Origin of the sequence: Pseudomonas sp. LG1E9, assembly GCF_003290225.1 — a bacterium.
Classification (GTDB): domain Bacteria; phylum Pseudomonadota; class Gammaproteobacteria; order Pseudomonadales; family Pseudomonadaceae; genus Aquipseudomonas; species Aquipseudomonas cyclaminis.
Genome location: NZ_CP029983.1, coordinates 5,125,007 through 5,138,379, shown reverse-complemented (window position 1 = coordinate 5,138,379; position 13,373 = coordinate 5,125,007). Strand labels below are relative to the sequence as shown.

Genomic DNA, 13,373 nt, shown 5'->3' with positions numbered 1-13,373 from the left:
ATGCTGCCGTTCTGGATCGCGCTGCAATTTCTCAGCAGTTTGCCGATTCGGTTGCCGGGTATGCCGCAACCTCAGGAGCTGGGGCGCTCGTTGCTGTTCTATCCGGTGGTCGGGTTGCTGTTCGGGCTGTTGCTGTGGGGGCTGAATACGGTGCTGACGGGCGCGCCGCTGTTGCTGCATGCCGCACTGCTGCTGACGGCCTGGGTGCTGCTCAGCGGCGGCTTGCACTTGGACGGCCTCGCGGACAGCGCGGACGCCTGGCTCGGTGGTTTCGGCGACCGTGAGCGCACCCTTACCATCATGAAAGACCCGCGCAGCGGGCCGATTGCGGTGGTCACCCTGGGCTTGGTGTTGCTGCTCAAGTTCACGGCACTGGTGGCCTTGATCGAACAGCACAACGGCGCTGCACTGATTCTGGCGCCGCTGATCGGGCGGGCGTCGATGCTGGCGTTGTTTCTGACCACACGTTACGTACGTGCAGGTGGATTGGGTCAGGCATTGTCGGATCACTTACCTCGGCTTGTCGGCCAACAGGTGCTGATCCTCAGTGGGCTGGCCTGCATTCTTATCGCAGGTTTCAGCGGTGGGGTTGCGGTGCTGTTGGCGGCGATCTGCTTCATGGGCCTGCGCCAGTTGATGGTCAATCGCCTCGGCGGCACCACAGGCGACACTGCAGGGGCCTTGTTGGAGCTGCTGGAAGTCGTCGTACTGGTCGGCCTGGCGCTGTAACACTTTCTTGCATTTCCATAATCGCGGGTATATACACGTTCCATGCTTGCCTCCCAATGTTTATGCACCAACCTGCGACGTGCCGCCCGTGGCGTCAGCAGGCATTACGACGGCGCCCTCGACGGCTTCGGGATCAACGTTGCCCAGTATTCTTTACTGTGCAACTTGCAGCGTCTCGATCAGCCGAGCATCTCAAGCCTGGCGGATGCCATGGGCCTGGATCGCAGCACCCTGGGGCGTAATTTGCGGGTGTTGGAGTGCGAAGGGCTGGTGCAGTTGGTCGAGGGCAATGATTTGCGCAATCGCTTGGTGTTGCTGACCGACGCCGGTGCAGAACGGCTGGCCGCCGCCTTGCCGGCCTGGGAAGCGGCGCAACAGAAATTGATCGATCAACTCGGCGCGGATAAACGCGAAACCTTGTTGGCCTTGCTGGATGAACTCGCCTGACGGTGAGTTTGTTCGAACACAAGCGGGTATATACCCGCGAGCGGAGAATAAGAAATGACCTCGATGTGGCGCACCAGTGGTTGGATCCTTGTAGGGAGTGCGCTGATCCTGGCGTTGTCGCTGGGCGTTCGACACGGGTTCGGCCTGTTCCTGGCGCCGATGAGCAGCGAGTTTGGTTGGGGCCGAGGCACCTTCGCCTTGGCAATCGCGCTGCAAAACCTGATCTGGGGCCTGGCGCAGCCATTTGCCGGCGCGTTGGCCGACCGTTTCGGCGCGACCAAAGTGGTCTTTGTCGGCGGGGTACTGTACGCCGTGGGCCTCGTGTTGATGGGCTTGTCCGATTCCGCGTGGTCGCTTTCGCTGAGCGCTGGCCTGCTGATTGGTATCGGTCTGTCCGGCACCTCGTTTTCGGTGATTCTGGGCGTTGTCGGGCGTGCCGTGGCGCCGGAAAAACGCAGCATGGCCATGGGCATCGCCAGTGCCGCCGGTTCGTTCGGCCAGTTCGCGATGGTGCCTGGCACCTTGGGCTTGATCAGTTGGCTGGGCTGGTCGGCGGCGCTGCTTGCGTTGGGCCTGATGGTCGCGTTGATCCTGCCGCTGGTCAGCATGCTCAAGGACCGGCCGCTGCCGGTGCTGGCCGGGCAGCAAACCCTGCGCGAGGCCTTGCACGAAGCCTGCGGACATTCCGGATTCTGGTTGCTGGCCTTTGGCTTTTTCGTCTGTGGTTTCCAGGTGGTGTTTATCGGTGTGCACCTGCCGGCCTATCTGGTCGATCAGCACTTGCCGGCCAGCACGGGCACCACGGTGCTGGCGTTGATTGGCCTGTTCAATATCGTCGGCACCTACACCGCCGGTTGGTTGGGTGGGCGCATGTCCAAGCCGCGCTTGCTGACCGGGTTGTACCTGCTGCGCGCGTTGGTGATTGTGCTGTTCCTGTGGGCGCCGGTGACGCAAATCAGCGCCTATCTGTTCGGCATGGCGATGGGCTTATTGTGGTTGTCCACCGTGCCGCTGACCAACGGCACCGTAGCCACCTTGTTTGGTGTGCGAAATCTTTCGATGCTCGGTGGGATTGTGTTCCTGTTCCATCAGATCGGTTCGTTCCTCGGCGGCTGGTTGGGCGGGGTGGTCTATGATCGAACCGGTAACTACGATGTGATCTGGCAGGGTGCCATTGTGTTGAGCCTGCTCGCAGCCGCCCTCAATTGGCCGGTTCGCGAGCGGCCGGTGGCGCGTTTGCAGGCGCAAATGGAGGCGGCATGAGCCTGACAGCACGGGGTTTATTGATCACTGGGGGGCTGATCCTGCTGATACTGGCATGGTGGGGCTGGCAACGCGGTGGGCTGGCATTGATGCAACTGGGTATGTCGATCTGTTAAGTTCGATCCCTGAACTCTAGAAAGGACGTTTCGACATGCAGATGCGCTGGCTGGCTGTACCTGTGCTGATGGCGGCTTTTGGTGGTGTGGCGCTGGCTGCCGATTGCCCGCCTTTGCTTGAAGGCCAATTGCCCAAACTGCGCGCCAAGGAGTCCATCGACCTGTGTCAGCGTTTTGCCGGTAAACCTCTGGTCATCGTCAATACCGCGAGTTTCTGTGGGTTCGCGCCGCAGTTCAAAGGTCTCGAAGCCTTGTATCAGCGCTACAAGGATCAAGGGCTGGAAGTAATCGGCGTGCCGTCCGATGACTTCAAGCAGGAAGCCAAGACCGGCGAGGAGACCGCTAAGGTCTGCTACGTGAACTACGGGGTAACCTTCACCATGACGGAACCGCAGAAGGTCAAGGGGCCGGACGCGGTGAATCTGTTCAAGGTGTTGGCGCAGCAAAGCAATGCGCCGAAGTGGAATTTCTACAAGTATGTGGTGGATCGCCAGGGTAAGGTGATCGGCGATTTTTCCAGCCTGACCAAGCCGGACAGCCCGGAGCTGATCAAGGCCGTTGAGGCGGCGATAGCGTCCAAGCCCTGAACGTCGGTCACTAAAAAGCCCCGCCTCCTGTGCAGGAGAGCGGGGCTTTTTTACACCTGTCTGAATTAGAAGGTGTAGGTCATGCCCAGGCCGAAACCGTTGGCACTGTTTTCGTATTTGGCGCTGTAGTTGAACGGCGCAGACGTGTTATTGACCTTGACGTCTTCTTCCTTGAGGTAGGAGTAAGCCAAGTCTACCGTCATGTTATCCATCACTTTGTAGCCCAGGCCAACACTGAAGATTGTACGGTCGCCGGTAGGAATACGTGGCGAGCGATCTTTGTTATTGGTGGGCGACTGATCGAAGGTCAGGCCGGTACGCAGTACAACCTGCTTGGTCAACTGGTACGAAGTACCCACGGCGTAAGCCCAGGTGTCGTGCCAGTTCTGCTCTTCGGTGATGCTGCTGATACGGGTTGGGGCCAAGGCACCACCGTTTGCCGCAGTCACACCCTCGTTGTTGACGGTGATCTCTTTCAGACGGCTCCAGCGTGTCCAGGTCGCACCGCCGTACAGTTTCCAGGCATCGGTCAGGTCTTGAGTGACCGACAGATCGTAGGATTCCGGCGTTTCGATTTTCAACGAGGCGTCGTAACGGTTGTTTCTCAGGAAGCCCTGGGTCAAAGGAGGGCCGGACACCTCGGTGTGGCCTTCAAGCTTGTACTTGACCTTGGAGTGGTAGGTCAGGCCCACGCGGGTGGTGTCGGTGGCCTGGACCAAAACACCTACGTTGAAGCCGATCGCAGTGTCGTCGCCTTTGATTTTGACGTTGGTGTCGGGCTGCGTGAGGCTCAGGGTCTTGTCCGACTCCAGCACACCGGAAATCCGGTTGATGGTAGGGCCAAAACCGATAGATACCCTGTCGTTGAACGCATAGCTGACAGTTGGCTGGAAGGTCATGACCTTCACTTCGCTCTTGCTGCCGAAACCACGGCCTTGGAAGCCGTTTTCATAGTCGGTCACCAGGCCGAATGGTGCATACACACCAAAGCCGATGGCCCACTGATCGTTGAGTTTGTTGGTGTAGAAGCCGAAGGGCACCGCGGTGAACGGAACCATGTCGCCTTTGTTGGAGCCGCCTGGAAGGCCATTCGCATCTTTGATATTGGTCGATGCATCAATCGCCGCAACACCGCCCGTGATCTGCTGGCCATTAAGGCGAGACATACCGGCAGGGTTACCGTAAACAGTGCTTGCATCATCGGCAGAAGAAGAGCGACCTGCGAAACCCGTACCCATCCCGCTGACGCTCTGTTCGTTCAGTGCGAAACCGCTCGCGAACAGTTGGGAGGATGCCATGGCAACGGCGAGGCTAAGTGTGGTCTTGAGCATTACTTTTTTCATTATTAGAACTCCGTGGTGATCACCGCTGCGGAAAGTACCAATAAAATTAACATCGCGCTATAGGCTGTAATGTAGGAGATAGAGCGGTTTTGTAGGACAATCCGACCAAAATTCAGCGTTTTTGGCGAATCTTGCAAATTGCCCGGTCAGCAAACCGCGTGATTCATGGGTGAAACACAGGTTTGCCAGGTTTGAGTGAAATCGCGCAGCCTTCCTTGCGGATGAAATATTTCTTTCCAGATACGTGCCATGGCTAAAACATCACCGGCCGCCGGCAGTGCGGGGCTGTGTTGTTCTACCAGGAGCCAGGCGATTGCCGTGGCGTAACGCAGGTTGACGGTGAGCTCCAACTGGGGCGCGCTGAGGAACGCATGTTGGCTGGCCAAGCCGCGTACCAGGCTGGCACGTTCCGGATCGAGCGCCAGATAGGTGTCCCACAACGCGCGATGGCGGGGTTCGGTGATGCTGTACAGGCCGTGGCCGCGTCGATCGTGCAAGGCTGAACCCAATTCCGACTGGCTGGCGGCAATACCCAGCAGCAGGGACTCAGCCGTAGGACTTTCCCGGCCGAGGTACATCAACGTCGGCCGGATTACATAACGACACAATTCACTGGCAGCGATACCCATACAAGCCTCAATCCGTGAAAGTGGTGGGCGAGGCCTGAGAAGGAGGGGGCTTGGCAGCAGTGGATCGGATCTCAGGCTCGCCGCAAGCGGATCATGCCGCTTGAGTTGAAGTGTAGTGTCATATTCGTGATGTAAAGGACTGTTTTTAAAACATCTTATTCATCCAGTTATAACGTTTATATCGATTTGAACTTAGTGAATCTGCGCAAAACTCAAATCGCGGGCAATAAAAAACCCTGTGTTTTAAACAGGGTTTTTTGTGTTTCAGCGACTCGGGTCGATCAGGCAACCAGTGCCTGACGGGTACGCTCGATCACGGCCTGCAGCGGTTCTGCGCTGGAGTATTGATCGGGGTACAGGCGTTCGCTGTGACGAGCGATGCCGTGTTCGTTGACCAGGGTGAAGCTGAAGCAGCCTTTGCGAGCGGCCATGATCAGGCAGTTCATTGGAGCAAAAGCATTGGTGAGGGTGCGAATGGCATCCTGAGTATGGATTTGAGCGTTCATATTATTGGTGTTCCTACAAATGACACGGATTAAGAACCGTGCAACGTTAAAACGTTCCAGTAACGTTGATCACCATTGATCAAACGAAGAACCCGACTGGAACAAAGCAGCCAGTTTGAAGCGCTAATAAGTTAGGCGCGCTTGGGCTGGCAGGTAGGTACTTAGGAGGGCAGGCAACACAACAGGGGCAAAGGTTCTGGGCCCAGGGTGAAGATCCTGATCAATTTGCAGGTTGGTTCGGTCAGAGTATGGAAACTTCGCAACACCCTTTGCTTGTTCAAAGGCAGTGTCGTCGCAAGTGATACCTGGAAACCATCGAGGTGGTCGATCCCGTGTTGTTCAGGGGAGTTGTTCGACCAGAATTGACTTTCAGCTTGGTACTAACGCCGCGGATAGTAACGGATTGAAACAGGTAAGGGAAGTGTGTTAGCCAAAAAACTTCAATCAGCTGCCCAGCAGGCTGCGGTAGACCAATACGGTGACGGCCGCCGCCATCGAGCAGCCCAGCCCATAGGCGGCAAGGGTCAGACGCAGTGATTGGCCGGTCTCGACCGCCTTCATCACATCGGCCATATCGTTGATGCGGCCTTCACCCAGCTCGATGCACAGGCTTACGGCCGTGAAAGCGGCCGACAGCAGGATCGCGATGGCAAACAGCGCCCCATCCGGGGATGGCAGCGCGACATTGATCCCCAATGAGATGGCGCAGATGGCCAGTAACCACACGGCGAATAACAGAATTCCTTTCATCGACCTACCCAGCGTTGCGTTGCCCGTCGGGCAGTGTGGCGAGCCGGTATGGATTTGAAAAGTCCCCGTTTTGCGGCGGCGGTAACATTTTTGAAGTCAGTCGCTTCAAAAAAAGCCGGGGATATAACCATCGGAGCGGTACTTGTGCACATTAGTTGCGAGGTGTGTAACCTAGCTGTCAACTGCGTCGCCGGGCCGGCATTTGCCTGCAATGAAAATTTAAGTCAATGAAAAATCTGGCTTTTTTTTATTGGTGAAAAAATCGTCAGTTTGACTGCGAGCCCCGTTCCATGGGCCTTTGCGCGAGTTAAAGGTGGGTTGTCCACTGAGTTATCCACAGCTTCTGTGGATTGTCCCGAGCGCTTGCTCTAGAACGGGCGTGCACGGTTTTTTCAGCTTTACCTGTACGAAAAAAAGAGTAGAGTGGCGCGCCTTCCGTTCTGCCCCACAGTGCTTTATGAAGTTTCGCTCAGTATCAACTCCTGTTACCGATACCCCACAGACTGTTACCGCACCCAAGCGCTTCTCCTTGAAGGTTGCCCTGTGGTTGCTCGACAGCCCGCGCCTGGGGCACAGCAACAACGTCAAACATTTCGCCGGGCGCTTGCTCAAGCAGCCGGCCCGTGAAGGCGTGGTCGCCGCGCAGAGCCGCCTCGGCCAATTGATGTGCCGTGAGTGCGGCAACGCCCGCGACCGTCGCATCGGCCACGACCTGCTGCGCCTGGCAGCCCGTGCCGGTGACCGTCGCGCCCAACGCGAACTGGGCCAGGTCGAAGACTGAGCTGTCTTCGCGCCCTATGCTTGGTTAACCTTGCTCTTTTTCGGTGATGGCAGAAATGGCTATGGCTTTTGACTGGACCAGTATCGCCTTGGGCGTTGCTGGCGCTGCAGTGCCTTTATTGGCCGTGTGCTGGCAGATCCAGCGGCGGTTGAGCGCGCGCACCACCGGCTGGGAACTGCTCGAAGAGCGCCTGGCCAACGCGCAACTGGCGCAGGAGGGGCTCGCCGCCCAACTGGATGCCAGTCGCGATGAAATCAGCGACCTGAGCCAAGCCAACGCCGCCAAGCAAGCCGACCTTGCCGCCGTGCGCCGTGAAGTCGAGCTGTTGCAGATCGACCGTGACAACGCCCGCGATGCCGCCCACGCCTGGAACCTCGACCGCAGCGCGAAGGACACCGAATTGCGCCGCCTCGACGCCCTGGCGGCCGGCTTGCGCGCTGAACTGCGCGAGCAGCAGGACAGCCATCAACAGCGCCTCACTGACCTGCAAGGCTCGCGGGATGAGCTGCGCGCACAGTTCGCCGAGTTGGCCGGCAAAATCTTCGACGAACGTGAACAGCGTTTTGCCGAAACCAGTCAGGAACGCCTGGGCCAGCTGCTCGACCCGTTGAAAGAGCGCATCCAGTCCTTTGAAAAGCGCGTGGAAGAGAGCTATCAGAACGAGGCCCGTGAGCGTTTTTCCTTGGCGAAGGAGCTTGAGCGCCTACAGCAACTGAACCTGCGCCTGTCAGACGAAGCCACCAACCTCACCCGCGCCCTCAAGGGCCAGAAAACCCAGGGCAACTGGGGCGAACTGATCCTCGAGCGGGTCTTGGAACATGCAGGTCTCGAAAAGGGCCGCGAATACCAGACCCAGGTCAGCCTCAAAGGGCCGGACGGCGAGCGCTTCCAGCCGGATGTGCTGATCATGTTGCCCGGCGACAAGCAGGTGGTGGTGGACTCCAAGGTCAGCCTGACGGCTTATCAGCAGTACGTCGCGGCCGATGATGAAGTGATCGGCCGGGCGGCACTGAAGCAGCACGTACTGTCGCTGCGCAATCACGTCAAAGGCTTGGCCGGCAAGGATTACAAACGCCTGGAAGGTTTGCACAGCCTGGATTTTGTGTTGCTGTTCGTGCCGATCGAAGCGGCATTTTCCGCCGCGTTGCAGGCCGAGCCGAATCTGTTTCAGGAGGCCTTCGACCGCCATATCGTGATCGTCAGCCCCACCACATTGCTCGCTACGCTGCGGGTGATCGACAGCTTGTGGAAGCAGGAACGCCAAAGCCAGAACGCCCGTGAAATCGCCGAGCGTGCGGGTTGGCTGTATGACAAGTTTGTGCTGTTTATTCAGGATCTGGACGAAGTGGGCAACCGTCTGCAGCAGTTGGATAAGGCTTACAGCGCGGCGCGAAACAAGCTGACAGATGGGCGCGGAAATCTGGTCAGTCGTACCGAGCAATTGCGGTTGCTCGGCGCTCGCGCGAGTAAAAGCCTGCCGGCCGATCTGTTGGAGCGGGCGATGACCGATTCAGATGGAGTAGCGCACGTCCCCGAGTAAACGCAGATCGAAGTGTGGGAAGGAGCAAGCCCCCTCCCACATTTTGGTTGAGTACAGACAGCCTATAAGGGCAAATGCCGACTCAACAACGCCCGTAACGCCGCAGGCTTCACCGGCTTGGCGAGGTAATCCAACCCCGCCGCATGCACCTCGGCCAGCATCTCCGGGCGGCCATCGGCACTGATGACCACGCCGGGAATCGGCTCCGCCAATTGCGCGCGCAGCCAACCCATCAATTGCGTACCGGTCTCGCCATGGTCCAGGTGGTAATCCACCAGAGCCAGTTGCGGCCGCACCCCTTCAGCCAACAATGCCGCGCATTGCGCCTGGTCGGTGGCGGTCCACACCTCGCAGCCCCAGCGCGTCAGCAGGCTGCGCATGCCGATCAGGATGCTCTCTTCATTATCCACGCACAGCACCTGCGCACCGCTCAAGGGTTGGCCGTTTTCCGCTGTCGGCTTGGGCTGCGGGCTGGCCTGGTTGCGCGCCAGCGGCACGCGCACGCTGAATACGCTGCCTTTGCCTGGCCACGAGCGCACGCTCAGGCGATGGCCCAGCACGCGGCACAGGCCGTCGGCGATTGCCAGACCCAGGCCCAGGCCTTTTTCGGCGCGGGTCTGGTGGCTGTCCAGACGCTTGAATTCTTCAAAGATCACCTTCTGTTTATCCTGCGGAATGCCGGGGCCTCTGTCCCACACTTCCAGGCACAACCCACCCTTGCGCCGGCGTACGCCAAGCAGCACCGGGCCATCGGCGTAACGGAAAGCGTTGGTCAGGAAATTCTGCAGGATCCGTCGCAGCAGCTTGATGTCGCTGTCGACCCGCAGGCGACTGCCGCGCAGGCGGAAACGCAAACCCTGCTCCTGGGCCAGCGCCTTGAATTCCGCGCCCAGGGTGTCGAAGAGTTCGTTGAGCACAAAGGGCTGGCGCTGTGGGTTGATCTTGCCGTTTTCCAGGCGCGAGATATCCAGCAGGTCGCTGATCAGGTCTTCAGCCGAGCGCAGCGAGCTGTCCAGGTGTTGCACCAGTTGCCGGGCTTCAGTGGACAGGCCGTCGTTCTGGTGGGAGAGGGCGGCGGAGAACAGGCGTGCGGCGTTCAAGGGTTGCATCAGGTCATGACTGACGGCCGCGAGAAAGCGTGTCTTCGACTGGCTGGCGGATTCGGCCACGCCTTTGGCATCGGTGAGCGCCACATTCAGCTGCGACAGTTCATGGGTGCGCTCGGTCACCCGCTGCTCCAGGCCTTCGTTGGCTTCAGTGAGGGCCTGCTCGGCTTCGCGGAACGCGGTGATGTCGGTGAAACTCATGACAAACCCACCGCCGGGCATCGGGTTGCCGATCAGCTCGATCACCCGTCCGTTCGGGAACAAGCGCTCGGAGGTGTGCGCGCGGCCCTGGCGCATCCAGTGCAGGCGTCGCGCCACATGCACTTCAGCCTCGCCGGGGCCACACAGGCCGCGCTCGGCGTTGTAGCGGATGATGTCGGCGATAGGCCGGCCCACGCTGATCAGCCCGTCGGGATAGTTGAACAGTTCCAGGTAGCGCCGGTTCCAGGCTACCAGCTTGAGCGACTGGTCGACCACGCTGATGCCCTGGGTGATGTTCTCGATGGCACCTTGCAGCAGCGCTCGGTTGAACTGCAGGACTTCCGACGCTTCATCGGCGATGCGTACTACGTCCTCCAGTTGCATTTCCCGCCCTTCAATCGCAGCTTTTACTACCGCGCGAGTCGAAGAGGCACCGAGCACACCGGCCAGCAGGCGCTCAGTATGGGCGATCCAGTCGTTATCGGCATTCTGATTGGGGTTAAAGCCTTTGCCCTGGCGATAGGCGAAGCGGATAAAACTTTGCTGTGCCCGTTCTTCACCGACAAAACGCGCCGCCAGGCTCAGCAGGTCGCTGATCTGTACCGACAGCATCGAACGGGCATTGGCACGCTGGCTGATCTCTTGACCGATAAAACGCCCGGCTTGCCAGTGCTCCGACACCCGCGTGCGCGACAGCATCGACACCCACACAAACAAGGTGAAGTTGCCCGCCAGGGAGAACACGGTGCCCAAGGTGAGGGGCGTGACGGACAACCCCAGTGGGTGGGAATGCATCCACGTAAGGCCGGGGAAAAGGCTGAGGGACCAGCCCAGGCTTTTCGCCGTTACGGGTAGGACCAAGGTGTAGAACCACAGGAATGTGCCCGCCGCCAACCCGGCAAACACCCCGCGCCGGTTGGCCTGTTTCCAATACAGTGCGCCGAGCATGGCCGGGGCGAGCTGGGTCACGGCGGCAAACGCGATCTGACCGATAGTCGCCAGGCTCGCCGTAGAACCCAGCAAACGGTAGCTCACGTAAGCCAGCAGTAGAATGATCACAATGCTGACCCGGCGCACCGAGAGCATCCAGTGGCGGAACACCTCGAACGGCCGCTCGGCGCTGGAGCGGCGCAACAGCCACGGTAGCAACATGTCGTTGGAAACCATGGTCGACAAGGCAATGCTCGCCACAATCACCATGCCGGTGGCCGCCGAGGCGCCGCCGATAAATGCCAGCACCGCCAGCGCCGGATGGGCTTCGGCCATGGGCAGGCTGATCACATAGGAATCCGGCAACACCGAGCCCGGCAGCAGCATCTTGCCGCCGAGGGCGATGGGGATCACGAACAGCGCAGCAAGGATCAGATACGCCGGGAATACCCATTTGGCGACGCGCAAATCCTGTGGGTCGATGTTCTCGACGACGGTCACATGAAACTGTCGCGGCAAGCAGATGATTGCCATCATCGCCACGCCGGTCTGCACCACCATCGACGGCCAGTTGACGGTTTCCTTCCAGTATTCTTCCAGCCGTGGAGCGAGCATTGCCTGGCTGAACAGGTCGCCGAAACCGTCATAGAGGCCGTAGGTCACAAACGCGCCCACTGCGAGAAACGCGAATAGCTTGACCAGGGATTCAAACGCAATCGCCAGCACCATGCCACGGTGGTGCTCCGTGGCGTCGAGGTTGCGCGTGCCAAACACAATGGTGAACAGCGCCAACACCAGCGACACGATCAGCGCCGTGTCCTGGGCCCGCGTGCCGGTGGTGTCGGCGCCAGCGCCGATCAGCAGGTTCACCCCCAGCACGATGCCTTTGAGTTGCAGGGCGATGTAGGGCAGCACGCCGACCAGGCAAATCAACGCGACCACCACGGCCAGGGACTGGGACTTGCCGTAGCGTGCGGCGATAAAGTCTGCGATGGAGGTGATGTTTTCCTGCTTGCTGATCAGAATCATCTTCTGCAGCACCCAGGGTGCCAACACCAGCAACAACACCGGTCCGAGGTAGATCGGTAAAAACGCCCACAACTGCTCGGCGGCCTGGCCTACGGCGCCGAAGAAGGTCCAACTGGTGCAATACACCGCGAGCGACAGGCTGTACACCCAGGCGCGCACACGCGGCGGCAAAGGCGCACGGCGGCGGTCACCGTAGAAGGCGATGGCAAACATAATGGCCATATAGGCCAGGGCAACGGCGGCGATCAGCCCGCTGGACAGCGTCATGGTAACTCCGAGCATAGGAACACCCAGGCATTCCAGGCCCGGTTGGACAGTCTCGCATGATGGCTGGGGTTAGTCAGTGTCGACCAAGGTCGTGTGGGATCTAATGTCGCAGGGCGGCGTTTAGCGTGGGGGCAGGGTTTTCTGACGCAGGATGTAGATCGTCACCAATACCGCGCTGGTCAGCATGAACCCGCGTGCCCATGGCAGTGGCACGAGGTAGCAGGACAGGCCGATGCTCAGCCACATCAAGCCGATGGCGTAGACCTTGCCCTTGAGCGGGATGCCGTTGCCGTCCAGATAATCTCGAATCCATGGGCCCAGGCGCGGGTGTTGTACCAGCCAGTGGTAGAAACGTGGGGAGCTTCGGGCGAAGCAGGCGGCGGCGAGCAGCAGAAAGGGCGTGGTCGGCAATACCGGTAGGAAAATGCCGATCACCCCCAGCGCTACGCTCAGCCAGCCGATAGCCAGCAGCACGTAGCGCAGGAGCAGCGAGCGATTGCCCATGGGTGTCACGGGCAAGGGACTCAGTGGTGACGTGGCTTGAGGATCGCCGGTTTTTCGTCAGGGGCGTTGCACAGCAGGTACAGGGCGGTCAGGGCTTCCGGGATCTGGACGATCATGTCGTCCATCAGGTTGGCGTCGGCGGCGATATCAGAAAATTCAGCTTCTTCTTCAAACAGCCCTGAACCGACCATGATCGGCAGGAGCATTTCGCTGACTTCTTCCTCGGCGGTTTCGAACCAGGCGGCTTCACGCAGGAATACGCCTTCCATGAAGCCGATGCACCAGCCGCGCAGGTCGGAGTCGTCCGGGTCGTCGCCCAGGTCCAGTTCGCAAGGCAGCTCGAACTCTTCATCAGACGCCAGTTGGCGAGCGATGTGGGCCTTGAGGGCCAGCAGGGTGGATTCGATTTCTTCGCGATGGGCGTCGTTTTCGTAATGCGGCTCTTCGGCGAACAGCGCATCGATCCATTCGCGGTCGGGAACGACTTCGGAGCAGATCGACAGGGCGGTCAGGTAGCCGTGGGCGGCCACGTAGTCCAGCGCCTCGTCATGCAGCTCATCGGCGTCGAGGAAGGCTTGCAGGCGGGTTAGTTGCTCAGCGAAGGACATTGAAGAATTACCTTGGGAATAAACGATGCTGAATTCT

Annotated in this window: 13 protein-coding genes; 6 read left to right on the top strand and 7 right to left on the bottom strand. The window is 59.5% G+C overall.

What is annotated here, in order from left to right; all coding sequences use genetic code 11:
• The 4 genes from DNK50_RS23480 to DNK50_RS23465 all read left to right on the top strand — a co-directional run bounded on the left by DNK50_RS23480 (position 1) and on the right by DNK50_RS23465 (position 3,142).
• Positions 1-729, top strand: a complete 729-nt coding sequence (locus DNK50_RS23480; RefSeq protein WP_112196384.1) for an adenosylcobinamide-GDP ribazoletransferase — start codon at positions 1-3, stop codon at positions 727-729.
• A 42-nt stretch (positions 730-771) separates the two neighbouring features.
• Positions 772-1,176 carry a MarR family winged helix-turn-helix transcriptional regulator gene (locus DNK50_RS23475; RefSeq protein WP_099584085.1) on the top strand — a complete coding sequence of 135 codons (405 nt, stop codon included), beginning with the start codon at positions 772-774 and terminating at the stop codon, positions 1,174-1,176.
• A gap of 63 nt (positions 1,177-1,239) precedes the next feature.
• Positions 1,240-2,439: an MFS transporter gene (locus DNK50_RS23470; protein ID WP_160385062.1), complete on the top strand. Its 1,200-nt coding sequence runs from the start codon at positions 1,240-1,242 to the stop codon at positions 2,437-2,439.
• A 151-nt stretch (positions 2,440-2,590) separates the two neighbouring features.
• The gene (locus tag DNK50_RS23465) at positions 2,591-3,142 is read left to right on the top strand and encodes a glutathione peroxidase (protein ID WP_099584087.1); all 552 of its coding nucleotides are present in this window, start codon (positions 2,591-2,593) and stop codon (positions 3,140-3,142) included.
• 65 nt (positions 3,143-3,207) lie between these two features.
• On the opposite strand, the gene DNK50_RS23460 is transcribed toward DNK50_RS23465, so the two are convergent.
• From DNK50_RS23460 to DNK50_RS23440, 4 genes are all read right to left on the bottom strand, one after another.
• Entirely contained in the window at positions 3,208-4,485 is a 1,278-nt protein-coding gene (locus DNK50_RS23460) for an OmpP1/FadL family transporter (RefSeq protein ID WP_112196383.1), read from the bottom strand.
• A 146-nt stretch (positions 4,486-4,631) separates the two neighbouring features.
• Positions 4,632-5,114 (bottom strand): hypothetical protein, encoded by a 483-nt coding sequence (locus DNK50_RS23455; RefSeq protein WP_099584089.1) that lies wholly within the window; start codon positions 5,112-5,114, stop codon positions 4,632-4,634.
• 281 nt (positions 5,115-5,395) lie between these two features.
• Complete coding sequence (locus DNK50_RS23450) at positions 5,396-5,620, bottom strand: hypothetical protein (protein ID WP_003175353.1); 225 nt, start codon at positions 5,618-5,620, stop codon at positions 5,396-5,398.
• Positions 5,621-6,064: 444 nt separating this feature from the next.
• On the bottom strand, positions 6,065-6,370 hold the full coding sequence (locus DNK50_RS23440) for a hypothetical protein (RefSeq protein WP_099584090.1): 306 nt from the start codon (positions 6,368-6,370) through the stop codon (positions 6,065-6,067).
• A 457-nt stretch (positions 6,371-6,827) separates the two neighbouring features.
• Here DNK50_RS23440 and DNK50_RS23435 point away from each other — a divergent pair, with 457 nt between their 5' ends.
• Together DNK50_RS23435 and rmuC are read left to right on the top strand one after the other, a co-directional pair.
• The gene (locus DNK50_RS23435) at positions 6,828-7,151 is read left to right on the top strand and encodes a hypothetical protein (RefSeq protein ID WP_099584091.1); all 324 of its coding nucleotides are present in this window, start codon (positions 6,828-6,830) and stop codon (positions 7,149-7,151) included.
• A 61-nt stretch (positions 7,152-7,212) separates the two neighbouring features.
• Positions 7,213-8,691: a DNA recombination protein RmuC gene (gene rmuC, locus DNK50_RS23430; RefSeq protein WP_112196382.1), complete on the top strand. Its 1,479-nt coding sequence runs from the start codon at positions 7,213-7,215 to the stop codon at positions 8,689-8,691.
• 62 nt (positions 8,692-8,753) lie between these two features.
• Here the strand turns inward: rmuC and DNK50_RS23425 are convergent, their stop codons facing one another.
• From DNK50_RS23425 to DNK50_RS23415, 3 genes are all read right to left on the bottom strand, one after another.
• Complete coding sequence (locus tag DNK50_RS23425; protein WP_099584093.1) at positions 8,754-12,224, bottom strand: PAS domain-containing hybrid sensor histidine kinase/response regulator; 3,471 nt, start codon at positions 12,222-12,224, stop codon at positions 8,754-8,756.
• A 120-nt stretch (positions 12,225-12,344) separates the two neighbouring features.
• Positions 12,345-12,728: a YbaN family protein gene (locus DNK50_RS23420; RefSeq protein ID WP_099584094.1), complete on the bottom strand. Its 384-nt coding sequence runs from the start codon at positions 12,726-12,728 to the stop codon at positions 12,345-12,347.
• 20 nt (positions 12,729-12,748) lie between these two features.
• Positions 12,749-13,336, bottom strand: a complete 588-nt coding sequence (locus tag DNK50_RS23415; protein WP_112196381.1) for a YecA family protein — start codon at positions 13,334-13,336, stop codon at positions 12,749-12,751.
• Between the last annotated feature and the right edge of the window lie 37 nt (positions 13,337-13,373).